Origin of the sequence: Ralstonia pickettii (assembly GCF_001699815.1) — a bacterium.
GTDB classification, from domain to species: Bacteria; Pseudomonadota; Gammaproteobacteria; order Burkholderiales; family Burkholderiaceae; genus Ralstonia; species Ralstonia thomasii.
Map to the genome: position 1 here is coordinate 14921 of NZ_MCGB01000061.1, position 24032 is coordinate 38952.

Genomic DNA, 24032 nt, shown 5'->3' on the forward strand with positions numbered 1-24032 from the left:
ACCACCATCACGCCGCATGCCCGTCGCCCAGCACCGCCTCGCCAGCTTCGTCACCCGCCAATGGCAGCAACGCGGCTGGTTTGCGTGGGTGATGTGGCCGTTGTCTTGGCTGTTCGGGGGGGTAAGCGCGCTGCGCCGGCTGCTGTTCCGCACTGGCGTGCTGCGCTCGGTGCGCCTACCGATGCCGGTGGTGGTGGTCGGCAACGTCACCGTAGGCGGCGCCGGCAAGACGCCCGCCGTGATTGCGCTGGCCTCGGCGCTGGCTGAAGCGGGTCTGCGGCCGGGCATTGTCTCGCGCGGCTATGGCGCACAACTGAAGCATCCCCGCCCCGTGCGCGAACACTCCCGCGCAGAAGACGTCGGCGATGAACCGCTGCTCATCGCCCGCGCCACCGATCTGCCGGTGTGGGTCTTCCCCGACCGCGTGCTGTGCGCGCAGACGCTGCTGGCCTCGCACCCCGGCTGCAACGTGATCGTCTGCGACGACGGCCTGCAGCACTACCGCCTGCGCCGCGACATCGAAATCATCGTGTTCGACACACGCATGGGCGGCAACGGCTTCCTGCTGCCCGCCGGCCCGTTGCGCGAGCCGATGACGCGCCGCCGTGACGCCACGCTCATCAACGACCCCAACTACCGCGCCACGCCCGACCGCCCGAACGTCTTTGGCATGCGCCTCGAGCTGCAGGACGCCTACAACCTGGCCGACCCCGCGCTGCGCCGCCCGCTGGCTCAGTTCGCACGCATCGAAGGCGGTCAATTGCTGGCTGCGGCCGGCATCGGCAACCCCGAGCGGTTCTTCGCCTCGCTGCGTGCCGCCGGCCTCAAGCCGAGCACGCTGCCGCTGCCCGACCACTACGATTTCGCCAACAACCCCTTCACCGACAGCCACGCCGAGGTCATCCTGATCACCGAAAAGGATGCCGTAAAATGCGGCCATCTCGACGACCCGCGCATCTGGGTGGTGCCGACCACACCGGTGGTCGACCCGGCGCTGGTCGAACAGGTCTGCCAGCGCGTGCGCGCCCTGGCCGATCGCGCAACGCTCAAGGCAAGCGCACAATAACGCCACCCCTTCCGCTGTACCGGCGCGCCGCCCTACCTGTTGAGCGGCCGCCACGGAGCCTCTACCGCCATGGACAATCGCCTGCTGGAAATCCTCGTCTGCCCGTTGTGCAAGGGCACGCTGCAACACGACCGCGCCAACAACGAACTGATCTGCCACGTCGACAAGCTGGCCTACCCGATCCGCGACGGCATCCCCGTCATGCTGGCCGATGAAGCACGCCAGACCGTGGAAGGCACGCCGGTCGATCCGGCCTGATACGAAGGTCACCGTCATGTCGCACGCGCCGTTCATCGCTGTCATTCCCGCGCGGCTGGCGTCCACGCGGCTGCCCAACAAACCGCTGGCCGACATCGACGGCAAGCCGATGGTGGTGCGCGTGGCTGAACGCGCGCATCAGTCGTCTGCCGCGCGCGTGGTGGTTGCCACCGATGCGGCGTCGGTCGCCGACGCCTGCATGCAGCATCACGTGGAAGCCGTGCTCACGCGTGCCGACCACGCATCCGGCACCGACCGTCTGGCCGAAGTGGCCACCGTGCTGGGGCTGCCCGATGACGCCATCGTCGTCAACGTGCAAGGCGACGAACCGCTGATCGCCCCAACGCTGATCGACAACGTGGCCGCGCATCTGCGCGACCACCCCGACTGCGCCATCGCCACTGCAGCGCATCCGATTCACGACCCGGCCGACGTATTCAATCCAAATGTCGTCAAGGTGGTGCTCGACGCCGCCGATCGCGCACTGTTGTTCTCGCGCGCACCGCTGCCGTGGGCGCGCGACACCTGGACGCCCGCCGTCATGGCCGGGTCCGTTGCGGAACGCCCGCTGCCGGCCATGCCCGTGCTGCGCCATATCGGCATCTACGCGTACCGCGCCGGGTTCCTGCGCCGCTTCCCGCAATTGGCCGCCGCCCCCATCGAACAGACCGAACAGTTGGAGCAGCTACGCGCGATGTGGCACGGTGAGCGCATTGCCGTGCTGACCACCGATGACGCTCCCGCCGCCGGAGTCGATACCCCCGAAGACCTTACCCGGGTACGCGCTGCCTGGGCTGAACTCCTGGCGCAGGACGGCCCCTGAGCCCGCATTTCTCTGAAGTTTGCGCGCGGGGCTGCCAAAACCCCGGCCCCGGCATGGCATAATCGCGAGGACGACAAGCCGCATGACGGCGCCCACGCAGGCGCCACAGCGGCGACAGGGAGACAAATCGAGCCATGGGTGCCGCCGTCCGGCGGACGCCTGATTCCCCAGAGTCCGGTAAGGCTGGCGTCAACTTCGCCCGCTAGGCTGCCTGTTCGCGTCGATTACGTCGCCATGGTTTTACCCGCAGGCGTATTGGGAATCCGCCCTCTTGGACCGATTCCCAACGCGCTTCACACACCCTGACAGCGCGACAGGATTCGAAAACTTGAGGAACTCGTCACCATGCGGTTGATTCTGTTGGGCGCGCCCGGCGCCGGCAAAGGTACGCAAGCGAAATTCATCTGCGAAAAGTTCGGCATTCCGCAGATCTCCACCGGCGACATGCTGCGCGCGGCCGTCAAGGCCGGTACCCCGCTGGGTATCGAAGCAAAGAAGGTGATGGATGCCGGCGGCCTGGTATCGGATGACATCATCATCGGCCTCGTGAAAGACCGCCTGCAGCAGCCTGACTGCAAGAACGGCTACCTGTTCGACGGCTTCCCGCGCACCATTCCGCAAGCGGAAGCCATGAAAGATGCCGCCGTGGCCATCGACTACGTGCTGGAAATCGACGTGCCGTTCGACGCCATCATCGAGCGCATGAGCGGCCGTCGCGTGCACGTGGCGTCGGGCCGCACGTACCACGTCAAGTACAACCCGCCCAAGACCGAAGGCGTGGACGACGAATCCGGCGAACCGCTGATCCAGCGCGACGACGACAAGGAAGACACCGTGCGCAAGCGCCTGGACGTGTACGAGAACCAGACGCGTCCGCTGGTGGACTACTACTCGCAGTGGGCCGCCAACGGCAACAGCGCCGCCAAGGTTGCGCCGCCGAAGTACCGCAAGATCAGCGGCGTGGGCAATGTCGACGAAATCACGGCCCGCGTGTTCGGAGCGCTGCAGGACTAAGCGCTCCCGCGCATTACACGCCAGGAAGAACGGCGCCTCGATTATGAGGCGCCTTTTTTTTTGCGCGATCGACGGCCGCTTCGCGCTACCATACGACGCTGAACTTGACGCGAACGTAAACGTCAAGTAACTCGCAAACCACACACAGGGAGACATGGCATGGAGATTCGCGATCAGGTATTCATCGTCACCGGCGGCGCGTCGGGACTGGGCGCAGGCACGGCACGCACGTTGGCCGAGGCCGGCGGCAACGTGGTGATTGCAGACCTGAACGAGGCCGCCGGCACGGCGCTGGCGCAGGAACTGGGCGGTCGCTTCGTGCGCTGCGATGTCACGTCCGAAGCGGACGGGCAAGCCGTTGTGGACGCCGCCACATCGCTGGGCACGCTGCGCGGGCTGGTGAACTGCGCAGGGATTGCAACGGCGTCGCGCACGGTGGGCAAGACGGGGCCGCACCCGCTGGACCAGTTCGCACGCGTGATCAACATCAATCTGATCGGCACCTTCAACATGATCCGCCTGGCCGCGACGGCCATGGCCGGCAACACACCCAACGCCGGCGGCGAGCGCGGCGTGATCATCAACACGGCATCGGTGGCTGCGTTTGACGGGCAGATTGGTCAGGCGGCCTACGCGGCGTCCAAGGGCGGCGTGGTGGCGATGACGCTGGCGATTGCACGTGACCTGTCGCGTGACGGCATCCGCGTGATGACGATTGCGCCGGGCATTTTCGAAACGCCGATGCTGCTCGGCATGCCGGCCGAAGTACAGGACGCGCTGGGCAAGATGGTGCCGTTCCCACCGCGCCTGGGTAAGCCGTCGGAATATGCGCAGCTCGCGCGTGCGATCGTTGAGAACCCGATGCTCAATGGTGAGACCATCCGCCTGGATGGCGCCATCCGCATGCAGCCGAAGTAAGCGCAGCGATCCGGTCGTCAGGCGGCTGGCAGCGCCATCCGGCGAATCATCTGCCACGCCGCTTCGGCCGCCGGCGACAACGACCGGTCATGCCGACGCGCCAGCACGATGGCGCGCGTTTCCTTAGGGGACAACGGCACCGCCACCAATGGCGACGAGGACGGCAGCGGCAACGACAGCGACGGCACCACGCCCGCGCCGATACCAGCTTCCACCATGCCGAATACGGCGCTGCTGTGACCCATCTCCTGCGCAACGTCCGGGTGAACGCCGTGGCGCAGGAAAATGCGGTCGATGAGCGGGCGGCTGCCCGAAGCATGGTCGAGCAGGACGACCGCCGTGCGATGCAAATCTTTCCAGCGCACACTGCTGCGCTGCGCGAACGGGTGATCCTTGCGACAGACGAGGCAGAACGGATCGACCAGCAGTGGCTCGGTCCATAGGCCTTCGGTATCGAGGGGTTCCACCACCACCCCAAAATCGGCTCCGCCTGTGCGGATCAATTGCAGCGTGTCGACCTGCACGGAGTCACGCACGATCATGCGGATGTCTGGATAGCGCACCGCGCACTCCGCCACGTAGACCGGCATCAACCGGGTCGACACGGTCGGACTGGACGCCACGACAACGCGGCCGCGCCGCTGCTCGCTCACCTGTCGCGCCTGTTGCAACGTGTCGTCCAGATCAGCGACGAGGCGATCCAGCGCCGTCGCCAGCGAGCGGCCCACTTCCGTCAGCACGACTTCGCGGGTGGTGCGATCGAGCAGCTTCAAGCCCAGTTCGCCTTCCAGCTCCGAAATCGAGCGGCTCACGGCCGGTTGCGTCAGGCCAATGGTGTCGCCCGCCCGGCTGAAGCTGTGCGCACGTGCCACCGCGAGAAAGACGCGCAACTGGCGCAAGGTCACATTCATGCCGACGACGTATGAATTGATTCGATCAATGCATTTGTATTCTAGATAGGGATGTTGTGCAATAGCGGCTATCCCGCCATCCAACCCGCGCCGTCACGTAATGGTGACCGCGCACGCACATGAAGATCCCGCTGTTGTCTCCGTTGTTGTCCCAGATCGATGGGTTCATCCGCGCCATGCTCGTGATGGTCGCGCTCGCCCTTTTCTTCCCGGCGCTTGGCGCGAGCGACGGCCCGCTGCGGCTGGACATCGTCACCATCGTCGGCGTGTCGCTGGTGTTCTTCCTGCACGGCGCGGCGCTCTCCCGCGAGAAGATCGTCGAAGGCGCGCGCAACTGGCGCCTGCATCTGTTCGTGCAGAGCTGCACCTTCATCCTGTTTCCGCTGATCGGCGCGGTCATCCTGTTTGCGTGCAAGCCGTTCATTCCGGCTGAACTGCTGCTGGGCGTGTTCTACCTGTGCGCGCTGCCATCCACGGTGTCGTCGTCGGTGGCGATGACGGCGATGGCCAAGGGCAACGTGCCGGCCGCCATCTTCAATGCGACCATCTCGGGCCTGATCGGCATGATCGCCACGCCGCTGCTAATGAGCTTCGTGATCCAGGCGTCGGGCGCGGACCTGTCGGTCGGCAAGGCGCTGCTGGGCGTGGCCGAGCAACTGCTGCTGCCGTTCGTGCTAGGCCAGTTGCTGCGGCCCGTGCTGGGGGGCTTCATCAACAAGCACAAGCCGATCATCAACAAAGTGGATCGCGCGGTGATCCTGCTGATCGTCTTCAACTCGTTTGCTGATTCGACGCACGCGGGTGTGTGGTCGAAGTATCCGTGGGAAACCATCGTGGCCGTGGCCGTGATGAGCGGCGCGCTGCTCTTCGTCGTGCTGGGCGCGACGACTTGGCTGTCGCGGCGCGCGGGCTTCAACCTGGCCGACGAAATCACCGCCGTGTTCTGCGGCTCGAAGAAGAGCCTGGCGAACGGCGTGCCGATGGCGAAGATCCTGTTTGCCGGCAACCCTGCGCTCGGCCTGATCGTGCTGCCGCTGATGATCTTTCACCAGTTGCAGCTCATCGTGTGTTCGACGCTGGCGCGCAAATACGCCGATCGCGTTGCCCACGCAGAGGCCAGCGCGGGGGTCCCGGCGAGCCGCCCGGCTTGATCAGCGCAGGCCCATCAGACCCGCGAGTTTCGCTTCCGGCCAGTGGTAGGTGCGCACCCACGCGTGCCCGCCATCGGCCGTCTCCAGCCAGTCCCGGCTGACCGACACACCGCCCAGGGCTTCGTAGAAGCCGATCGCGGCGGTGTTCGCCTCGTACACCAGCAGATGTAACTGTGTGATGCCCTGAGCCACGGCCCAGCGCGCCGCTTCGCCCATCAGGCGCTTGCCGACACCATGGCCGCGTGACGTCGGCAGCAGATGCAGGTTGTCGACGAGCGCGCCCCATGGCGTATTGTCTTCACGCATGGCGCAGAGGAAACCGATGGTCTCGCCATCCAGATCGGCACACCACACGTATTGCCCGGCCACGGGTGCAGTCATGCGTTCACGCCACTTCGCGTGCATCTCTGCGTTGGCCACGCCGTCGAGATACGCGTCGGACAGGACCCCGAGCCCGCGATACGCGGTCTGCCAGCTTCGCGTGTGGATGTCGGCGATGGTGCTGGCGTCAGACGCACCGCCTTCGCGTAGCACAAGCGTCGTCATGCGTCAGACGCCCGGGTTGCGCGACAACGGCGGGTTCTTGGCAAAGTAGGCGCGAATGCCGCGCAGGATGGCGTCGGCAAGCTGGTTCTGGTGGCCCAGGTCGTTGAGCTTGGCTTCTTCTTCCGGGTTGGAGATGAAGGCCGTCTCGACGAGGATCGACGGAATGTCGGGCGCCTTGAGCACCGCAAAGCCCGCCTGCTCCACCTGCCCCTTGTGCAGCCGGTTGATGCCGCCGATCTGGTCCAGCACGGCCTTGCCGACCCTCATGCTGTCGGTGATCTGCGCGGTGGTCGACAGGTCCAGCAGCACGCGCGTGACCTGCGCGTCCTTCGAGCCGAGGTTCGCGCCGCCGATCATGTCGGCAGCGTTTTCCTTGTTGGCGAGCCACTTGGCCTGCGCGCTCGAAGCGCCACGATCGGACAACACGAACACTGATGCCCCGCGCGCTTCCGGCGAAAGAAACGCATCGGCATGGATGGAGACAAACAGATCCGCCTGCACGCGGCGCGCCTTCTGCACGCGCACGCCCAGCGGGACGAAGTAGTCGGAATCGCGCGTCATCATGGCGCGCATGTTGGGCTGGGCGTCGATCTTGGCCTTGAGCATGCGGGCGATCGACAGCACCACGTCTTTCTCGTGCGTGCCGGCACCGCCCGTGGCGCCCGGGTCTTCGCCGCCATGGCCGGGGTCGATGGCGACCGTGAGCAGGCGGCGCATGCGCGGGCCGTTCGAGGGTGCACGCGGCACGGGTGGCTCGGGAATGATCTCCAGCGGCGGCGTGTTCGGCGCGTTGGCGAGCGTCGACGGAGGATTCGAAGAGGTCGTCGGCGGCACCTTGCGCGGCGGCGTGCGGTTGGCAAGCGCCGGGAGGTGCGGCTCTTCGATCGGCGGCTTGTTTGGGCTGCCGCCGCTGCTGCGGCGTGCCAGCGCAGCGATGGGGTCATCGTCATCCGGTGTCGGCATCGGCGTGCCGCCCGACGCGGCAAAGCGCTCCTGCTTGCCCTCGGTGGCCTGCACGAGCTGCATCAGCGGGTCGGGCGGGTTGGTCGGGTACAGGTCGAACACCAGCCGGTTGCGATAGCCGGCAATCGGCAGCAGCGTGAACACCTGCGGGTTGACGCTTTCCTTCAGGTCGAACACCAGGCGTACGACGCTCGGCCGGTTCTGACCCACGCGCACCTGGCGGATGTACGGATCGTTCGGCGCGATCTTGGCCACCAGCTCGCGCAACGTCGGGTTCAGCTCGAGCCCGTCGATATCGACCATCAGGCGATCCGGATCCTTGATGAGCTGATGCGTGGCCTTGAGCGCGACGTCGGATTCGATCGTCACGCGTGTGTAGTCCTCGGCGGGCCACACGCGCACGGCGACGATGTTGGCGCCGCGCGCAATCTGCGGGCCCACCAGGCTCAGGATGACCGTGCCTGCGCCGGCCTTCGCCATGCGCGTGAGCCATTGGCGGCGGGCCTGGCTCGGCAGGTTGGGATCATCCGGATGGTCGGTCGGCAGATGCTTGATCAGCATGGGAACAGGTGTTGCAACGACTGTAGAAGTTGAAGGCCGGTCTGCGTGCGTGCGCTCAGACGTGCTGCGCGCGGTGCATGCTCAACGCCGTCATCGTAGGTTTCGTGCACAACGTCGACCGATAAGGCGATGTGCAGATCGGGCGTGCCGAGCAGCGCCTGCGCCTTCTCGGGCCATTCGACCAGGCACAGCGCGGGTTCGGCAAAGCAGTCGCGGAAGCCGGCATCGGTCCATTCTTCGGGATCGGCAAAACGGTACAGGTCGAAGTGATAGACCTTTTGCGTGCCCGTAGTTCCGGCAACGTCGTACGGCTCGACCAGCGTATAGGTGGGGCTGCGCACGCGCCCGGTGTGTCCGAGGCCGCGCAGGATGGCACGCGAGAGCGTCGTCTTGCCCGCGCCCAGATCGCCCGAGAGCTGCACCTGCACGGGCCGCGGACCCAGTGCCAGCACAGCCTGCGCAAGCGCCGTGCCAAAGGCCGACGTGGCCGCTTCATCGACGAGCGAAAGCGTGCGCTCGGCGAGCGGAGGGGTCAGACCAGAAGGCACGTCAGCAGGGAGCACGGTGGGCATTGCGTACAATTTGGGCATGTCCGCCACCCCCACGTCATCACCCGAAACGAACCTGGATGCACGCCTGCCAGCCGATGCGGCCGGCATGCACGCGCTCGTGGCGCAGATCCGTTCCTGGGGTGCCGAACTCGGTTTCGATGCGGTCCGCATCGCCGATGTCGACCTGTCGCATGCTGAAGAAGGGCTCCAGACATGGCTTGCGCAGGGGTTTCACGGTGACATGGATTATATGGCGAACCATGGCATGCTCCGCGCACGCCCGGCCGAACTTGTTGCCGGAACGGTACGCGCCATCGTCGCGCGGATGCCGTATCTGCCACATCTGGCCGATCCGCAAACACCCGGCAGCGACTGGCGCACCATCGAGTGGGACCGCCTGCGGCGCCCGGAAGACGCCACCATCTCGCTCTACGCACGCGGCCGCGACTATCACAAGGTACTGCGCCAACGCCTGCAGAAGCTGGCCGAAAAAATTGCCGGTGCCATCGGGCCGTACGGCTTTCGCGTGTTCACCGATTCGGCGCCAGTGCTGGAAGTCGCACTGGCTACCAACGGCGGCCTGGGCTGGCGCGGCAAACACACTCTGCTGCTGGACCGCGATGCGGGCTCGATGTTCTTTCTCGGAGAGATCCTCGTCGACCTGCCCTTTCCCGTTGACCCGCCCGTGGAGCCTCTCTGCGGCAACTGCACGCGCTGCATCGACGTGTGCCCCACGCAGGCCATCGTCGCGCCATACACGGTGGACGCGCGACGCTGCATCTCTTACCTGACGATCGAGCACAAGGGCAGCATCCCGGTCGAGCTGCGCGCGGCGATGGGTAACCGCGTCTACGGCTGCGACGACTGCCAGCTCATCTGCCCATGGAACAAGTTTGCTGTGCCGGCCAACCTGCCCGACTTCGATGTGCGCAACGGATTGGATGCGGCCACGCTAGCAGAGCTGTTCAACTGGACCGACGCCGAATTCAACCAGCGGCTGGAAGGCAGCCCGATCCGCCGCATCGGGCACGAGCGCTGGCTGCGCAACATTGCCGTGGCGATTGGCAACGCACTGCGCGCCCCGCTGCCGGATACCACGCGCGCGCAACTGTTTGCCGCCTTGAAAGCACGCGCCGATGACGCCTCGGAACTCGTACGTGAACACGTGGCCTGGGCGCTGGCACAGACGACGTAAGCGCTCGCTCGGGTTAGGCACGTCAACGCATCAGGACTGTGACGCGTCTTTAATCTGATTTTCCAAGTTGCAACGCCGATTGGTTTAAAAACCAAACAAAGTGTGCCTAGCACAGAGCCATGAATGCCTGCTTAACGCTCATGCCAGCAGGGCCTTATACCGCCTAGTACGCAAACGCTTGCGCATCAGGGCAGACACCAATTGTTTGCAAACAAAATATCGGGAAAATGGCGGCTTAATCTCAAACCGCTCACTCCGATGTTTTCCGCTCCTGTTGATCTCCGCTGCGCGTTGCAGGTTGCTGTGCGTGCCTGCTCATCCCGGATGGCACGCGCGTGGCGCGGCGGCGTCCTGGGCGCGGTGTTCTGCGCCGCGTGCGTGAGCCCGGCATGGGCAACGGTGAACGTCGAGGGCGTGCCCTTCGACGACGCCGCACGCGTAGCCGGCCGCGAACTGCTGCTCAACGGCACGGGTCTGCGTTCCGTGTTTGTCATCAAAGGCTATGTGGCAGGCCTGTATCTGCCCGAGCGCGCGAAAAACGCGGCGGTCATCTTGGGCATGAAGGGGCCGAAGCGGCTGCAGATCCACCCGCTGCGCGATGTGGGCGCCGACACCTTCATCCACGCGCTGAACGACGGCATCCACCGCAACCAGACGGAAATTCAAGTGCAGAAGCTGGCCGACCGCCTGACACTGTTGCAAGACGCGATGCGCCAGATCGGCTCGACCAAGCGCGGCGACACCATCAACTTCGACTACGCGCCCGATGCCGGCACCATCATCAGCATCAATGGCGTGACACGCACCAAGGCCATCCCCGGCGAAGATTTCTACCAGGCCGTGCTCAGCATCTTCATCGGCAACAGCCCGGTCGACCGCGATCTGAAAAACGGGCTGCTCGGAAGCTGACAAGCTGACGATTGGCTTTTCAGGGTTTCCCCGGTTGCCGTGTGGCTGGCGTTTGCCGTTGTGCTATTCAGCAGTTTCCCCACAAGAACGCAGAACGCACACCAAGCTACAAGGAGGAAACGATGACCAAGGGACGACTGATCGCCAGCCTGATCGGTGCCGCAGGAATGGCGTTGTGCGGGCCCGCGCTGGCCGACAACTACCCCGCCAAGCCGCTCAAGCTGATCATTCCGTTTCCGCCCGGCGGCACCACAGACATCGTGGGGCGCGGCGTGGCCGACCAGCTTTCCAAGGTGCTGGGCCAGGCCGTGGTGGTGGAAAACAAGGGCGGCGGCGGCGGTTCGATCGGCGCAGACGCCATCGCCAAGGCGGCGCCGGACGGCTACACGATCGGCATCGCCACCGTCTCCACGCATGCCGTCAACCCGGCGTGCAACCCGAAGCTTTCGTACGACCCGCTCAAGGATTTCAAGCCGATCACCAACCTGGCCACGGTGGCCAACGTGATTGCAGTCAACCCGACCTTTCCGGCCAAGAACTACAAGGAATTCGTCGCGGTGCTGACGGCCAATCCCGGCAAATATTCGTTTGCGACATCGGGCACCTGCGGCATCGGCCACATGCTCGGTGAGGAGTTCAAGGTGCTGACCAAAACGCAGATGGTCCATGTGCCGTATCGCGGCGCTGGGCCGGCGCTGAACGACGTGCTGGCCAACTAGGTGCCGATCATGGTCGACAACCTGCCGTCGTCCATTCAGTTCATCAAGGGCGGCAAGCTACGGCCGATCGTGGTGGCGTGGAACAAACGCATCGATAGCCTGCCCGATGTGCCCACCTTTGCCGAAGTCGGCCTGAAGGATGCGAATGACCCGGCGTGGTATGGCCTGGTCGCGCCGGCGGGCACATCCGACGACATCATCCGCAAGCTCAACGAAGCCGCCGTGAAGGCGCTGAAAGACCCCAGCCTCGTGGACCGATTCCGCGGTGCCAGTGCTGAGCCTGTCGGCAATACCCCGCAGCAATACGCGGCCGAGATCAAACGCGAATTCGACAAGATGCGCACCCTGGTCAAGCAGCAGAACATCAAGCTGGATCAGTAACCCTGCCCCACCTGGGGCCTGTGCTAGATTCGCAGGATTGTTTTCCAGCGCCGGCCCCTGTCATGCCATCCCCTTTCGACGCCGTTCTCGAAGCGCCCTTCGGCAAGCTGGGCGTACGCGTGGCCGACGGCGCGCTTCGTGAACTCGTTTACCTGCCGGAAGGCACGCCCCTCGCCAATTCATCGGACGCGTTGATCGCAAGGCTGGCCCGTCAGCTCGATGCGTACTACAGCGACCCTCGCGCGACATTCGACGTCCCGCTCGCGCGCGCCGGCACCGATTTCCAGCACCGCGTATGGCAGGCCATCAGCGCCATTCCGTGCGGCAGCGTCATCACCTACGGCACCATCGCGCAACAGATCGGCAGCGTGCCACGCGCGGTCGGCCAGGCATGCGGTGACAACTGGTTCCCGATCCTCATTCCGTGCCACCGCGTGGTGAGTGCGTCCGGCATCGGCGGGTTTTCGCATCACACGGATGGCTACCTGTTGAACATCAAGCACTGGCTGCTGCGCCACGAAGGCGTGATGCTGATATGAGAAAGGCCGCGCGGAAAGACGCCGAAGCGCCGTCCCTGCCGCCGCAAAGCGCAGATGCCATCCAGCGTTTTTGCGACGCGCTGTGGCTGGAGGATGGCCTCGCCCGCAATACGCTCGATGCGTACCGGCGCGACCTCACGCTCTACGCGCACTGGCTCGCCGAGCGCAACAAGTCCATCGCCGAAACCGAAGACGGTGACCTGGCTGACTACTTTGCCGCACGCCATGCCGAGAGCCGCGCATCGTCCGCCAACCGGCGCCGCACGGTGTTCAAGCGGTTCTTTCAATGGGCATTGCGCGAGCACGTGGTGAACACCGATCCGTCGCGCCTGCTGCCGACCGCCAAGCAGCCGCCGCGCTTTCCGAAGACGCTGTCCGAAACGCAAGTCGAGGCGCTCATCAACGCGCCGGATGTCGACACGCCGCTCGGCCTGCGCGACCGCGCGATGATCGAGCTGATGTATGCGAGCGGGCTGCGCGTGTCGGAAATCGTCGCGCTGAAAACGGTGGAAGTCGGCCTGAATGAAGGCGTGGTGCGCGTGGTCGGCGGCAAGGGCGGCAAGGACCGCCTCGTACCGTTCGGCGCGGAAGCGGGCGACTGGCTGCGGCGTTATCTGCAGGATCGCCAAACGGGCCGCACCGCGCTGCTCGGCGAGCGCACGGCGGACGCGCTGTTCGTCACCGCGCGCGGCGAGGGCATGACGCGCCAGGCGTTCTGGTATCTCATCAAACGCTATGCGCTGCTCGCCGACATTCACGCGCCGCTGTCGCCGCACACGTTGCGGCACGCATTTGCCACGCACCTGCTCAACCATGGCGCAGACTTGCGCGTCGTGCAGATGCTGCTCGGCCACGCGGATATTTCCACCACGCAGATCTACACCCACGTCGCGCGTGAGCGGCTGCGCACACTGCATGCCCAGCACCATCCACGCGGATAGCGACCGTTCTTTCCTGCCCCGTATGAGCAAGTCAAAGCACGTTTCCGAGACGCCCGCCACCCAGTATCTCAAGGCGCATGGCGTGGTGTTTGCCGAACACACCTACGACTACGTCGACAAGGGCGGCACAACAGAGTCGTCGCGTCAGTTGGGCGTGGACGAGCACCACGTCATCAAGACGCTGGTGATGGAAGACGAGCACGCCAAGCCGCTGATCGTGCTGATGCACGGCGATTGTTCGGTCTCGACCAAGAACCTCGCACGCCAGACCGGCCGCAAGACCGTGCAGCCCTGCAAGCCCGAAGTGGCGCAGCGGCACAGCGGTTATCTCGTCGGCGGCACGTCGCCGTTTGGCGTGCGCAAGGCGATGCCGGTGTTTGTGGAAGCGAGCGTGCTGGAGCTGGAGCGCATCTACATCAACGGCGGCAGGCGCGGCTTTCTTGTGAGCATCGCGCCCAGCGTGCTCACCACCGTGCTGAACGCGCAGCCCGTCAACTGTGCAAACCCCGATTGAAACGAACGCGGCGGCTGGGGCACCCTACGCGGCACGCTACAATCCCGCAGCCTGATTTCCTCGATTTCCTATGTCCCCAGTCGTCGCAACCGTCATTTTTGCCCTGGCCGCCTACCTGATCGGCTCGATCTCGTTTGCCGTGGTGGTGAGCCGCGCGATGGGTCTGGCAGACCCGCGCACCTACGGCTCGGGCAACCCCGGCGCCACCAACGTGCTGCGCTCGGGCAACAAGAAGGCGGCCATCCTCACGCTGCTCGGCGATGCGGCCAAGGGCGGGCTGGCAGTGTGGCTGGCGCAATGGCTGGCGCCGCGCTTTGGCGTGGACGAGACCGGCATCGCGCTGGTGGTGATCGCCGTGTTCCTGGGCCACCTGTTTCCGGTGTTCCACCGCTTTGAGGGCGGCAAGGGCGTGGCCACGGCGGCAGGCATTCTGCTCGCGCTGAACGTGTGGCTCGGGCTGGCCACGCTCGCTACGTGGCTCATCATCGCCGTGTTCTTCCGTTATTCGTCGTTGGCTGCGCTGGTGTCGGCGGTGTTCGCGCCGTTCTTCTACGTGCTGATGAACGGCTTCGACTGGATTGCCGGGGCGGTTGCGCTGATGGCGGTGCTGCTTATCGCGCGCCACCGGGCCAATATCGCCAAGCTGCTGGCCGGCAAGGAAAGCCGCATCGGCGAGAAGAAGAAAGCCGCTTAATTTCGCAGTTCGGCGCGCACCGAATGCGCGCGCCGATGTGCCCCCGGCGGCCGCCCCGTGTGCCGCCGGATCAACCGCCGGAAGGCGGACATGTCCTGATAGCCGCACTGCTCGGCAATCGCCGTCAGGCTCAGCGTGCTGACTTCGAGCAAGTGACACGCGCGCTCCACGCGCAACCGGTGCAGCAATTGCAGCGGCGACATCCCCACCGTTTTCGCGAAATGCCGCAGCAGCGTCCGCTCGCTGGTCGAGGCGGCGGCTGCGAGTTTTTCCAGATCAAACGGGTCGTGCAGATGCTGCTGCAGGTAACGCCGCGCGCGCAGCACGACGCTGTCGCGGATGGCCGGCTTGCTGCGCAGCCAGATGCCGATCGCCTCGCCGCGCGAGGGGTGATCGAGCGCCGTATTGCCCAGCGTGCGCGCGAGCCGCGCATCCGCCAATCGCGCGACTAAGCGGTGCGTGAGCGCCACGCCATGCTCCATCGCCCGTGCGGTGATGACGTTGCCGCTGCTGACAATCGCCTGTGCAGGCACCACCTTCAGGCTGGGGAAATTGCCCTGCACCCACCCGGCAATCAGCCACGTGACGGTCAGGCGCTGCCCGGGCGGCAGCACGTCAGCCAGCATCGCCACACCCGTGAACGGCGACGCCACCAACCGCCCGGCCTGCAGATAACGGCGGATGGTGGCGCGCTCCACTTCCAGGAGAGCCAGGCGCTGTTCCAGCGTGCCAATGTGGTCGAAATGCACGGGCGGGACAATCAACGCATCACCGAGCTGCGCGTCGTCATCCGGTAGTGCATCACAACGGCAAGCGAGCGTTTGTGCCGCAGCCTGCCAATGCGCCGGGTCCCGCGCGATGAGTCGCCAGCCGAACATCGGCGTCTTGGCGGCATTGGCGCGCTTGCCGGCCTGCATGGAAGCCAGCGCATTGGCCACGCCAAGCGTGTCGGCAGCCGTTGCCAGTGTGGAAAAGCCCGCGTCGGGAAAGGTCAGCAGGTCGATTTTCGGCATGCCCGAGTATAGGCGTGTGCGGCAATTCCCGTGGCGATATTGACCCCAATTCTGGCGGGAATACCTCTTTCGAATCAGACGCGCCCGATTGACGATGCGACGGTGGCTGAGCACAGACGCAACCGCCCATAACGACACCGACATCAGGAGACAACGCACGATGCAGCGATTCATGCAGGGATGCGCACTGCGCAGCGCGCTTGCCGTGGCCGCACTTGCGGCGCTGGCCGGCTGCGCAAGCACCGACAGTGGCTGGGCCACGCCCGCGGACACCGGCATCTCGGCTGAAATCAGCCGCACCCGCTTCGGCATTCCGCACGTCCGTGCCAACGACTACGCCAGCCTCGGCTTCGGCATGGCCTATGCCTATGCACAGGACAATGTCTGCCTGCTGGCCGACCAGATCGTCACCGTCCACGGCGAGCGCTCGAAGACGTTCGGGCCGGACGGCACGGTCGTGGTGTCGTTCAAGTCGGTGCCGAACACCCAAGCCGACGCCTTCTTCAAGAGCGCATTCGACGAGGCTGGCCTGCGCGCCGGCTATGCGCAGATGTCGCCTGAAGCGCGCGAGCTGCTGCGTGGCTACATCGCGGGCTACAACCGCTATCTGAAAGACACGCCGGCCGCCAACCGCCCAGCCGCCTGCCGCAATGCCGACTGGGTGCGTCCGCTCACGGTAGCCGACATGATGCTGATGGGCGAAGAAAAAGCCATCCAGGCGAGCGCAGGTGCCATGCTGGCGAGCATCGTCGCCGCGCGGCCCCCGGGCGGCGCCCCTGCATCGGCGGTCATTCCACCCCATGCCGTCGACATCGCTGCACTCGACCGCGACCTGCAACTGCGCGATATGCCGATCGGCTCCAACGGCTGGGCCTTCGGCAAGGACGCCACGGATAACGGCCGCGGTGTGCTGCTCGGCAACCCGCACTTCCCATGGACGACCACCAACCGCTTCTACCAGGTCCACCTGACCGTGCCTGGCAAGCTGGACGTGATGGGCGCGTCGATTGCCGCGTTCCCCGTCGTCAGCATCGGCTTCAACAAAGACGTGGCGTGGACGCATACCGTCTCCACCGGCCGCCGCTTCACGCTGTTCGAGCTGAAGCTGGCCGAAGGCGACCCGACCACCTACCTGATTGACGGCAAGCCGCACAAGATGACCACGCGCACCGTGGCTTTTGACGTGAAGCTGCCGGACGGCCGCATCGAGCGCCGCACGCACACCTTCTACAACACGGTGTACGGCCCCGTGCTGTCGATGCCCGCCGGTGGCATGCCGTGGACCTCGCAGAAGGCCTACACGCTGCGCGACGCCAATCGCAACAACACGCGCTCCATCGATACTTGGCTGCATATCGCACAGGCCAAGGACGTGGCGGGCATCCAGCAGGCGATCGGCAACCTCGGCATCCCCTGGGTGAACACGATCGCCACCGACCGAAACGGCCGTGCGCTGTTTGCCGATGTGTCGACCACGCCGGACGTGTCGGCTGAAGCGCTCAAGCGTTGCGCGCCGTCGCCGCTCGCAGACAAGCTCTTCAAGGGCGCGGGGCTGGTGCTGCTCGACGGCTCACGCAGTGCGTGCGACTGGCAGGTCGATCCGGCCTCGCCCGTGCCGGGCCTGGTGGCGCCCGCGCGCATGCCGGTACTGGAGCGGGAAGACTACGTCGCCAACAGCAACGACAGCTCGTGGCTGACCAACCCAGCGCAGAAGCTGACCGGCTTCTCGCCGGTGATGGGCTCGACCGACGTGCCGCAGCGCCTGCGCACACGCATCGGCATCATCGAAATCGAACGTCGCCTGAACGGCACTGACGGGCTGCCCGGCAACAAGGTCAACCTACCGAACCTGCAGGCGATGATCTTCCGCGACGCCAACCTCGCCGGCCACCTCGTGCACGACGATCTCCTGGCCGCCTGCAAAGGCACGTCCGATCTCTACACCGATGTACGCGACGGCTGCGCCGCCCTGGCGCAATGGAACCTCACGGACAACGTCGACGCACGCGCTGCGCACCTGTTCCGCGAGTTCTGGATGCGCGCCAAGGACATCCCGCACGTCCATGCGATCGACTTCAACCCGGCTGATCCGGTCCACACGCCGCGCAGCCTGCGCATGAGCGATGCAGCCGTGCGCACGGCCGTGTTCAAAGCATTGAAGGATGCCGTGGGCGCGGTTCGCACCGCCGGCTTTGCGCTGGATGCGCCGCTGGGCACTGTGCAGGCGGCACACGCGCCGGGCGACAACATCACCCTGCACGGCGGCGAGGAATACGAGGGCGTGCTGAACAAGCTGCAGAGCACGCCGATCGGGCCGAAGGGCCTGCAGGTGTATTTCGGCACGAGCTACATCCAGACTGTCACGTTCGACGATCAGGGCCCGGTGGCCGATGCGCTTCTGACCTACGGTGAATCGACCGATCCGGCTTCACCGCATGCGTTCGACCAGATGCGCGAATTCTCGGCCAAGCGCTGGAACCGGCTACCGTTCTCGGAAGCCGCCATCGCCGCCGATCCAGCACTGAAGGTGACGAAGTTGTCGCAGTAAACTTTGCCGCTGCAAATGCAAACGCCCCGCTCGTGCGGGGCGTTTTGCTTGGAAAGCGCGTCGGGCTCAGTCGCGGAAGTTATTGAAATCCAGCGGCGTGTCGCTCACCTCCTTGCGCAGCATGGCGATCACGCTTTGCAGGTCATCCCGCTTGGCGCCGGTCACACGTACCGCGTCGCCCTGGATGCTTGCCTGCACCTTGATCTTGCTGTCCTTGATCGTCTTGACGATCTTCTTGGCCAGGTCGCCCGAGACGCCCTTCTTGATCTTGACGACCTGCTTCATCTTGTCGCCGCCGATCTTCTGCTTGTCCTGGTAGTCCAGGAAGCGTACGTCGACGTTGCGTTTGGCGAGCTTGTTCATCAGCACGTCGTTGACCTGTTCGATCTTGAAATCGTCGTCGGCAAACAGCGTGAGTTCCTGCTCCTTGTGCTCGACCCGGGAGTCCGAGCCCTTGAAGTCGAATCGCGTCGAAATCTCTTTGTTGGCCTGTTCCACGGCGTTTTTCACTTCCACCATGTTGGCTTCGCATACCACGTCAAACGACGGCATCGTGTTCTCCTTGCAGACTTGAATTCGGGTTGCTGCGGCGCCCTTGTGCGGGTGCCGCGTTCGCCATGGCTTCTATAATCTTGGCTTTCCCAGCAGATTTGGCGCCATGGCGTTGCTCGACACGCATTATCCCCTAGGCCAGCACAACACGTTCCGTTTTGAGGCCACCGCCCGCTACGCCGCGCACGTGCGCACGCCGGAAGACATTCCCGCCGCGCTGGCCGACCCGCGCGTGCAGGGCTTGCCTGTGCTGGTGCTGGGTGGCGGCAGCAACGTCGTGCTCACGCGCGATTTCGAAGGCCTGGTGTTGCTGATGGAGATTATGGGCATCGCCACTGGCCAAAGCATGGTCGATGGCCACGCAGTCAACACCATCACCGCAGGCGGCGGCGAATCTTGGCACGGCCTGGTCGCTCACACCGTCTCTCATGGCTTGCCTGGGCTGGAAAACCTCGCGCTGATTCCCGGTACGGCGGGCGCGGCGCCCATCCAGAACATCGGCGCATACGGCGTCGAGATCAAGGACCGCTTCCAGTCCCTGCGCGCCTACGACCGCCACGCCGGCGAGTTCGTCTCCCTCACCGCCGCCGATTGCGCCTTCGGCTATCGCGACAGCCTCTTCAAGCGCGCCGGCGCCGATCGCTACGTCATCACCGAAGTCACCTTCGCCCTGCCGGTGGATTGGCAGCCCGACACGCATTACGCCGAACTCGCGCGCGAGTTGGCCGCGCAGAACATCGCCCGCCCGACGGCGCAGGACATCTTCGATGCGGTTGTCACCATCCGCCGCCGCAAGCTGCCCGATCCGGCGGAGATTGGCAACGCGGGCAGCTTCTTCAAGAACCCCATCGTCGACGCCGCGACGCGCGATGCGCTGGCCGCGCGCTTCCCGAATCTGGTCGGATATGCCCAGCCGGACGGCAAATACAAGCTCGCCGCCGGCTGGTTGATCGATCAGTGCGGCTTCAAGGGCCGGCAGAGCTGCGCAGTGGGCGTGTATGAAAAGCAGGCGCTGGTGCTGGTGCACCGTGGCGGCGGCAGCGCGGTTCAGTTGATGACACTGGCACGTGAGATCCAGGACGCGGTTCATGCGCGCTTTGGCGTACGCATCGAACCTGAACCGGTTGTGGTGTAAACGGGTTGGTGGATGGGCGGGCTGGGCATCTTGCGCCACATCGCATGCGTCTTGGAGCCAGGCGCCCTTCGGCTGACGTACCCGCGGTCGATCCAATGGCCTAAAATGCTTGGTTTGACCCTACGACCTCCCTTTTCGCGCTCCATTTCATGACCACCGAAACCTTTGACGGCGTCCGCCTGACCACCAAGGCCAATGTGTACTTCGACGGAAAGTGCGTCAGCCACAGCTTTACCCTGCCCGACGGCACCAAGAAGTCCGTGGGTGTGGTGCTGCCGGCCACGCTGACCTTCGGCACGGCCGCAGCCGAGATCATGGAATGCGTGGGCGGTTCGTGCGAATACAAGCTCGACGGCACCGATGAATGGAAGACGTCCGGCGCAGGCGACAGCTTCCAGGTTCCGGCCAACTCGAAGTTCGACATTCGGGTGACCGAGGCCTACCACTACATCTGCCACTACGCCTGAAACCGGCTCACGATCCTACTGCGCACTCCGATCTTGGCCCTGCGATGCTCGCCGTACCCATGTACGGCTGCGCTTCTCGAACCAACCTCGGAGCGCTCGCTGCGGATCGTGAGCCGGTTTGAATCCTGAACGGCTATTTGAAGAGAAAGATTATGGAAACCATCCTGCAACATGTTCCCGTCGGCCAGAAGGTCGGCATTGCCTTCTCGGGCGGTCTCGATACCAGCGCTGCGCTGCGCTGGATGAAGAACAAGGGCGCGCTGCCCTATGCCTACACCGCCAATCTCGGCCAGCCCGACGAAGAAGACTACGATGCCATCCCGCGCAAGGCCATGGAGTACGGTGCAGAGAAGGCCCGCCTGATCGACTGCCGGCCGCAGTTGGCCAATGAAGGCATCGCCGCAATCCAGTCCGGCGCCTTCCACATCAGCACCGGCGGCATCACGTACTTCAACACCACGCCGCTGGGCCGCGCCGTGACCGGCACCATGCTGGTCGCCGCGATGAAGGAAGACGACGTCAACATCTGGGGCGACGGCTCGACCTTCAAGGGCAACGACATCGAGCGCTTCTACCGCTACGGCCTGCTGACCAACCCGGCACTGAAGATCTACAAGCCGTGGCTGGACCAGGCCTTCATCGACGAGCTGGGCGGCCGCGCTGAAATGTCGGCCTTCATGACCAAGGAAGGTTTCGGCTACAAGATGAGCGCCGAGAAGGCCTACTCCACGGACAGCAACATGCTGGGCGCCACGCACGAGGCCAAGGATCTGGAGCACCTGAACAGCGGCATCCGCATCGTCAACCCAATCATGGGCGTGGCGTTCTGGAAGCCGGAAGTCGAGGTCAAGGCGGAAGAAGTCTCGATCACCTTCGACGAAGGCCGCCCGGTCGCTGTCAACGGCCGCGAAATCGCCGACCCGGTGGAGATGTTCCTGGAGCTGAATCGCATCGGTGGCCGCCACGGCCTGGGCATGAGCGACCAGATCGAAAACCGCATCATCGAAGCCAAGAGCCGCGGCATCTACGAAGCCCCGGGCATGGCGCTGCTGCACATCGCCTACGAGCGCCTGGTGACCGGCATCCACAACGAAGACACCATCGAGCAATACCGCATCAACGGTCTGCGCCTGGGCCGTCTGCTGTACCAGGGCCGCTGGTTCGATCCGCAGGCCATCATGCTGCGCGAAACCGCCCAGCGCTGGGTGGCCCGCGCCGTGACCGGTACCGTCACGCTGGAACTGCGCCGCGGCAACGACTACTCGATCCTGAACACCGAGTCGCCCAACCTGACGTACGCGCCGGAGCGTTTGTCGATGGAGAAGGTGGAAGACGCGCCGTTCAGCCCGGCCGACCGCATCGGCCAGCTCACCATGCGCAACCTCGACCTGATGGACACGCGCGACAAGCTGGCCATCTACTCAAAGGCCGGCTTGCTGTCGCTGGGCACCGCCAACGCGCTGCCCCAACTCGACGGCGGCAAGAAGTAACTGCCTGCCGCTTCAAGGCAAAAAGGCCGCTCCGACGTCAATCGGAGCGGCCTTTTTTATGCCTGCAGATCTGGGCGACTGCGCGCTCAGTAGCGACCGCAGAGCAGATATTCCATCAGCGCCTTCTGCACGTGCAGGCGGTTTTCCGCCTCGTCCCACACGACGCTCTGCTTGCCGTCGATGACGGCCGCTTCGACTTCCTCGCCGCGGTGAGCGGGCAGGCAGTGCATGAACAGCGCATCGGGTTGCGCGCGCTGCATCATCGCCTCGGTGACCATCCAGTCGCCAAAGGCCTTCTTGCGCGCTTCGTTTTCAGCTTCGTAGCCCATGCTGGTCCACACGTCCGTGGTCACCAGATGCGCGCCGTCGCAGGCTTCGAGCGGGTTTTCGAACACATGCACGAACGGCAAGGCGGAATCGGCCACCATGGCCGGATCCAGCTGATAGCCCTTCGGCGCAGAAAAATGGAAGCGGAAGCCGAGAATCTCCGCCGCCTGGACCCACGTGTAGGCCATGTTGTTGGCATCGCCCACCCAGGTGACGGTCTTGCCCTTGATGGGGCCGCGCTGCTCGATGAAGGTAAAGATGTCGGCCAGCACCTGGCACGGGTGGTATTCGTTGGTCAGCCCGTTGATGACCGGCACGCGCGAATGCGCAGCAAAGCGCTCGATGATCTCCTGCCCGAAGGTGCGGATCATGATGATGTCGGTCATGCGGGAGATGACCTGCGCCGCGTCTTCGATCGGCTCACCGCGCCCAAGCTGGGAATCGCGCGTATTCAGGAAGACTGCGTGACCGCCGAGCTGGTGAATGCCGGCTTCGAACGACAGGCGCGTACGCGTGGAATTCTTCTCGAAGATCATGGCCAGCGTGCGGTCGTGCAGCGGGTGCCACGTCTCGTAGTTCTTGAACTTGGCCTTGAGGATCGCGGAACGGTCCAGCAGGTATTCGTACTCTTCCAGAGAAAAGTCCTTGAACTGCAGGTAGTGCTTGATCGAGCTTGGTGGGTTCATAAAACAACGAAGGCGGCCTGCAGTTGACGCACCGGGAACATCCCGTGGCACGTCGCCCTAGCCGCCTTGCCTGTTGAAGATTCAGGCCATCATACGGGATCGCCACCGGTTTGGCGAGTTTCGCGCCTGCGCGGGCCGGCTACATAAAGGCCTGGGTGAAAGGCCGATGAAAGTCTTATATAAGATATAATACTTGCTGCCTCGGATGCCCCAACCGTCCGCAAACCGGTACGACAAGCCGGTCCGTCCGGTTCATGAATCGGCAACCAGGCAAGCGCATCATCTGCACCACAAGTGCACCCCGCTCGAACGTTGCGGCACCCGCACGGTCGAAGTCGTTTGCAAATCTCCACAGCCCCACGCAGTCCATGGCAGCCAACCCTCGCCAATTCTTTATCCAGGGCGTCACCCGCGACGGAAAAACCTTCCGCCCGAGCGACTGGGCCGATCGGCTGTGCGGTGTGATGGCGCAGTTCCGCCCTGCCGGCGATTCCGGAGATCCCCGCTTCACCTATTCCCCCTACGTGCGCCCCGTCATGTCGGGCGGCATCCGCAGCGTATTCGTCGACGAGCGCCTGCGCGACATCGAACCCAAGGCGCTGGATTTCGTACTGAACTTCGCGCACGACAACAATCTCCAGCTCGTGGAAGCCTGCATCCTGCCGGAAGGCGGTGCTCCCGCGAAAAGCTAATCTTCGCAAGCTCGTCCGACGCAGCGCCTCGCACATTTACAGCGCGCGCAAAATACAAAAAGCCCGTCCGAAGACGGGCTTTTTTATCGTCGGAGCGCGACGTTGCGTGTCGCGCCATGCCGGCTAGGCCGGCATCAACCGAACTTAGGCAGCCATTGCCTTGATGGCAGCGGACAGACGCGACTTGGCGCGTGCAGCCTTGTTCTTGTGGACGATCTTCTTGTCAGCGATGCTGTCGATCGTGCTTTGGGCGGTCTTGAATGCAGCAGCAGCTGCAGTCTTGTCGCCAGCGGCCACAGCCTTGCGGACGCCCTTGATTGCGGTACGCAGACGCGAGCGCAGAGCCGAGTTGTGAGCGTTCTGAACGACGGCTTGGCGTGCGCGCTTGCGTGCTTGTGCGGTGTTTGCCATGGAAAAATCCCTGAAGAAACGGTAGCAAGCGCCCCGGGAGACACGGAAGGCCGAAGC

25 protein-coding genes and 1 pseudogene are annotated in these 24032 nt (G+C 64.6%); 18 read left to right on the plus strand and 8 right to left on the minus strand.

All coding sequences use genetic code 11. The features are described from left to right. Positions 1–16: 16 nt before the first annotated feature. The 5 genes from lpxK (at position 17) to BEK68_RS10800 (ending at position 4079) form a co-directional block, all read left to right on the plus strand. Positions 17–1066, plus strand: coding sequence for a tetraacyldisaccharide 4'-kinase (gene lpxK, locus BEK68_RS10780; protein ID WP_012436306.1), 1050 nt, complete (start codon positions 17–19; stop codon positions 1064–1066). Between the two features lie 69 nt (positions 1067–1135). Next, entirely contained in the window at positions 1136–1324 is a 189-nt protein-coding gene (locus BEK68_RS10785; protein WP_004631803.1) for a Trm112 family protein, read from the plus strand. Positions 1325–1340: 16 nt separating this feature from the next. Beyond that, positions 1341–2147: a 3-deoxy-manno-octulosonate cytidylyltransferase gene (gene kdsB, locus BEK68_RS10790; protein ID WP_004631801.1), complete on the plus strand. Its 807-nt coding sequence runs from the start codon at positions 1341–1343 to the stop codon at positions 2145–2147. A 345-nt stretch (positions 2148–2492) separates the two neighbouring features. Then, positions 2493–3161, plus strand: coding sequence for an adenylate kinase (gene adk / locus BEK68_RS10795; protein ID WP_004631799.1), 669 nt, complete (start codon positions 2493–2495; stop codon positions 3159–3161). Positions 3162–3320: 159 nt separating this feature from the next. Continuing rightward, positions 3321–4079, plus strand: a complete 759-nt coding sequence (locus BEK68_RS10800; RefSeq protein WP_004631797.1) for a 3-hydroxyacyl-CoA dehydrogenase — start codon at positions 3321–3323, stop codon at positions 4077–4079. 17 nt (positions 4080–4096) lie between these two features. Here the strand turns inward: BEK68_RS10800 and BEK68_RS10805 are convergent, their stop codons facing one another. Next, entirely contained in the window at positions 4097–4990 is an 894-nt protein-coding gene (locus tag BEK68_RS10805) for a LysR family transcriptional regulator (RefSeq protein WP_012436307.1), read from the minus strand. A 119-nt stretch (positions 4991–5109) separates the two neighbouring features. On the opposite strand from BEK68_RS10805, the gene BEK68_RS10810 reads away from it, so the two are divergent. Beyond that, complete coding sequence (locus tag BEK68_RS10810; RefSeq protein WP_004631793.1) at positions 5110–6141, plus strand: bile acid:sodium symporter family protein; 1032 nt, start codon at positions 5110–5112, stop codon at positions 6139–6141. Here the strand turns inward: BEK68_RS10810 and BEK68_RS10815 are convergent, their stop codons facing one another. From BEK68_RS10815 to tsaE, 3 genes are read right to left on the minus strand one after another with little or no spacing between them, the layout of a single operon-like run. Then, positions 6142–6687 (minus strand): GNAT family N-acetyltransferase, encoded by a 546-nt coding sequence (locus tag BEK68_RS10815; RefSeq protein ID WP_012436308.1) that lies wholly within the window; start codon positions 6685–6687, stop codon positions 6142–6144. A gap of 3 nt (positions 6688–6690) precedes the next feature. Beyond that, a complete protein-coding gene (locus BEK68_RS10820) occupies positions 6691–8211 on the minus strand; it encodes an N-acetylmuramoyl-L-alanine amidase (protein ID WP_012436309.1) in 1521 nt (506 codons plus the stop codon). Further along, the gene (tsaE, locus tag BEK68_RS10825) at positions 8205–8783 is read right to left on the minus strand and encodes a tRNA (adenosine(37)-N6)-threonylcarbamoyltransferase complex ATPase subunit type 1 TsaE (protein ID WP_004631787.1); all 579 of its coding nucleotides are present in this window, start codon (positions 8781–8783) and stop codon (positions 8205–8207) included. The genes BEK68_RS10820 and tsaE overlap by 7 nt, the downstream gene beginning before the upstream one ends. 16 nt (positions 8784–8799) lie before the next feature. On the opposite strand from tsaE, the gene queG reads away from it, so the two are divergent. The 7 genes and pseudogenes from queG (at position 8800) to plsY (ending at position 14654) form a co-directional block, all read left to right on the plus strand. Beyond that, a complete protein-coding gene (queG, locus tag BEK68_RS10830) occupies positions 8800–9957 on the plus strand; it encodes a tRNA epoxyqueuosine(34) reductase QueG (protein WP_012436310.1) in 1158 nt (385 codons plus the stop codon). Between the two features lie 258 nt (positions 9958–10215). Further along, complete coding sequence (locus BEK68_RS10835) at positions 10216–10866, plus strand: chalcone isomerase family protein (protein WP_024542268.1); 651 nt, start codon at positions 10216–10218, stop codon at positions 10864–10866. 122 nt (positions 10867–10988) lie between these two features. Then, a pseudogene (locus BEK68_RS10840) lies at positions 10989–11966 on the plus strand (tripartite tricarboxylate transporter substrate binding protein BugE). A 62-nt stretch (positions 11967–12028) separates the two neighbouring features. After that, complete coding sequence (locus BEK68_RS10845; RefSeq protein ID WP_004631779.1) at positions 12029–12505, plus strand: methylated-DNA--[protein]-cysteine S-methyltransferase; 477 nt, start codon at positions 12029–12031, stop codon at positions 12503–12505. Continuing rightward, positions 12502–13446, plus strand: coding sequence for a site-specific tyrosine recombinase XerD (gene xerD / locus BEK68_RS10850; protein ID WP_012436312.1), 945 nt, complete (start codon positions 12502–12504; stop codon positions 13444–13446). Before BEK68_RS10845 ends, xerD begins: the two co-directional genes overlap by 4 nt. Before the next feature lie 22 nt (positions 13447–13468). Beyond that, on the plus strand, positions 13469–13960 hold the full coding sequence (gene ybaK, locus BEK68_RS10855) for a Cys-tRNA(Pro) deacylase (protein WP_012436313.1): 492 nt from the start codon (positions 13469–13471) through the stop codon (positions 13958–13960). A gap of 70 nt (positions 13961–14030) precedes the next feature. Continuing rightward, entirely contained in the window at positions 14031–14654 is a 624-nt protein-coding gene (plsY, locus tag BEK68_RS10860; RefSeq protein WP_004631773.1) for a glycerol-3-phosphate 1-O-acyltransferase PlsY, read from the plus strand. Here plsY and BEK68_RS10865 read toward each other — a convergent pair. Continuing rightward, positions 14651–15667, minus strand: coding sequence for a GlxA family transcriptional regulator (locus BEK68_RS10865; RefSeq protein WP_012436314.1), 1017 nt, complete (start codon positions 15665–15667; stop codon positions 14651–14653). The two genes, plsY and BEK68_RS10865, sit on opposite strands and share 4 nt — an antisense overlap. A 160-nt stretch (positions 15668–15827) precedes the next feature. Here BEK68_RS10865 and BEK68_RS10870 point away from each other — a divergent pair, with 160 nt between their 5' ends. After that, the gene (locus BEK68_RS10870) at positions 15828–18215 is read left to right on the plus strand and encodes an acylase (RefSeq protein ID WP_012436315.1); all 2388 of its coding nucleotides are present in this window, start codon (positions 15828–15830) and stop codon (positions 18213–18215) included. Between the two features lie 66 nt (positions 18216–18281). Here BEK68_RS10870 and BEK68_RS10875 read toward each other — a convergent pair whose 3' ends face one another. Further along, positions 18282–18767 (minus strand): YajQ family cyclic di-GMP-binding protein, encoded by a 486-nt coding sequence (locus tag BEK68_RS10875; RefSeq protein ID WP_012436316.1) that lies wholly within the window; start codon positions 18765–18767, stop codon positions 18282–18284. A 106-nt stretch (positions 18768–18873) separates the two neighbouring features. On the opposite strand from BEK68_RS10875, the gene murB reads away from it, so the two are divergent. The 3 genes from murB to argG all read left to right on the plus strand — a co-directional run bounded on the left by murB (position 18874) and on the right by argG (position 21859). Next, entirely contained in the window at positions 18874–19902 is a 1029-nt protein-coding gene (murB, locus tag BEK68_RS10880) for a UDP-N-acetylmuramate dehydrogenase (protein WP_012436317.1), read from the plus strand. A gap of 149 nt (positions 19903–20051) precedes the next feature. After that, positions 20052–20369 carry a pyrimidine/purine nucleoside phosphorylase gene (locus BEK68_RS10885; protein WP_004631764.1) on the plus strand — a complete coding sequence of 106 codons (318 nt, stop codon included), beginning with the start codon at positions 20052–20054 and terminating at the stop codon, positions 20367–20369. Positions 20370–20521: 152 nt separating this feature from the next. After that, positions 20522–21859, plus strand: a complete 1338-nt coding sequence (gene argG, locus BEK68_RS10890; protein WP_009241391.1) for an argininosuccinate synthase — start codon at positions 20522–20524, stop codon at positions 21857–21859. Between the two features lie 86 nt (positions 21860–21945). On the opposite strand, the gene argF is transcribed toward argG, so the two are convergent. Continuing rightward, positions 21946–22872, minus strand: coding sequence for an ornithine carbamoyltransferase (argF, locus tag BEK68_RS10895; protein WP_012436318.1), 927 nt, complete (start codon positions 22870–22872; stop codon positions 21946–21948). 368 nt (positions 22873–23240) lie between these two features. Here argF and BEK68_RS10900 point away from each other — a divergent pair, with 368 nt between their 5' ends. Next, positions 23241–23564 (plus strand): DUF3579 domain-containing protein, encoded by a 324-nt coding sequence (locus BEK68_RS10900; RefSeq protein ID WP_012436319.1) that lies wholly within the window; start codon positions 23241–23243, stop codon positions 23562–23564. A 144-nt stretch (positions 23565–23708) separates the two neighbouring features. On the opposite strand, the gene rpsT is transcribed toward BEK68_RS10900, so the two are convergent. Then, positions 23709–23975 carry a 30S ribosomal protein S20 gene (gene rpsT / locus BEK68_RS10905; protein ID WP_004631753.1) on the minus strand — a complete coding sequence of 89 codons (267 nt, stop codon included), beginning with the start codon at positions 23973–23975 and terminating at the stop codon, positions 23709–23711. Between the last annotated feature and the right edge of the window lie 57 nt (positions 23976–24032).

Bases quoted from the DNA above. Each gene is read 5' to 3' on its own strand.
- kdsB (WP_004631801.1), top strand. From the start codon at position 1,341: ATGTCGCACGCGCCGTTCATCGCTGTCATTCCCGCGCGGCTGGCGTCC.
- BEK68_RS10820 (WP_012436309.1), bottom strand. From the start codon at position 8,211: ATGCTGATCAAGCATCTGCCGACCGACCATCCGGATGATCCCAACCTG.
- BEK68_RS10815 (WP_012436308.1), bottom strand. From the start codon at position 6,687: ATGACGACGCTTGTGCTACGCGAAGGCGGTGCGTCTGACGCCAGCACC.
- xerD (WP_012436312.1), top strand. From the start codon at position 12,502: ATGAGAAAGGCCGCGCGGAAAGACGCCGAAGCGCCGTCCCTGCCGCCG.
- argF (WP_012436318.1), bottom strand. From the start codon at position 22,872: ATGAACCCACCAAGCTCGATCAAGCACTACCTGCAGTTCAAGGACTTT.
- tsaE (WP_004631787.1), bottom strand. From the start codon at position 8,783: ATGCCCACCGTGCTCCCTGCTGACGTGCCTTCTGGTCTGACCCCTCCG.
- BEK68_RS10865 (WP_012436314.1), bottom strand. From the start codon at position 15,667: ATGCCGAAAATCGACCTGCTGACCTTTCCCGACGCGGGCTTTTCCACA.
- plsY (WP_004631773.1), top strand. From the start codon at position 14,031: ATGTCCCCAGTCGTCGCAACCGTCATTTTTGCCCTGGCCGCCTACCTG.
- adk (WP_004631799.1), top strand. From the start codon at position 2,493: ATGCGGTTGATTCTGTTGGGCGCGCCCGGCGCCGGCAAAGGTACGCAA.
- BEK68_RS10870 (WP_012436315.1), top strand. From the start codon at position 15,828: ATGCAGCGATTCATGCAGGGATGCGCACTGCGCAGCGCGCTTGCCGTG.
- BEK68_RS10800 (WP_004631797.1), top strand. From the start codon at position 3,321: ATGGAGATTCGCGATCAGGTATTCATCGTCACCGGCGGCGCGTCGGGA.
- BEK68_RS10785 (WP_004631803.1), top strand. From the start codon at position 1,136: ATGGACAATCGCCTGCTGGAAATCCTCGTCTGCCCGTTGTGCAAGGGC.
- BEK68_RS10885 (WP_004631764.1), top strand. From the start codon at position 20,052: ATGACCACCGAAACCTTTGACGGCGTCCGCCTGACCACCAAGGCCAAT.
- BEK68_RS10875 (WP_012436316.1), bottom strand. From the start codon at position 18,767: ATGCCGTCGTTTGACGTGGTATGCGAAGCCAACATGGTGGAAGTGAAA.
- rpsT (WP_004631753.1), bottom strand. From the start codon at position 23,975: ATGGCAAACACCGCACAAGCACGCAAGCGCGCACGCCAAGCCGTCGTT.
- lpxK (WP_012436306.1), top strand. From the start codon at position 17: ATGCCCGTCGCCCAGCACCGCCTCGCCAGCTTCGTCACCCGCCAATGG.
- queG (WP_012436310.1), top strand. From the start codon at position 8,800: ATGTCCGCCACCCCCACGTCATCACCCGAAACGAACCTGGATGCACGC.
- murB (WP_012436317.1), top strand. From the start codon at position 18,874: ATGGCGTTGCTCGACACGCATTATCCCCTAGGCCAGCACAACACGTTC.
- ybaK (WP_012436313.1), top strand. From the start codon at position 13,469: ATGAGCAAGTCAAAGCACGTTTCCGAGACGCCCGCCACCCAGTATCTC.
- BEK68_RS10900 (WP_012436319.1), top strand. From the start codon at position 23,241: ATGGCAGCCAACCCTCGCCAATTCTTTATCCAGGGCGTCACCCGCGAC.
- argG (WP_009241391.1), top strand. From the start codon at position 20,522: ATGGAAACCATCCTGCAACATGTTCCCGTCGGCCAGAAGGTCGGCATT.
- BEK68_RS10810 (WP_004631793.1), top strand. From the start codon at position 5,110: ATGAAGATCCCGCTGTTGTCTCCGTTGTTGTCCCAGATCGATGGGTTC.
- BEK68_RS10845 (WP_004631779.1), top strand. From the start codon at position 12,029: ATGCCATCCCCTTTCGACGCCGTTCTCGAAGCGCCCTTCGGCAAGCTG.
- BEK68_RS10805 (WP_012436307.1), bottom strand. From the start codon at position 4,990: ATGAATGTGACCTTGCGCCAGTTGCGCGTCTTTCTCGCGGTGGCACGT.
- BEK68_RS10835 (WP_024542268.1), top strand. From the start codon at position 10,216: ATGTTTTCCGCTCCTGTTGATCTCCGCTGCGCGTTGCAGGTTGCTGTG.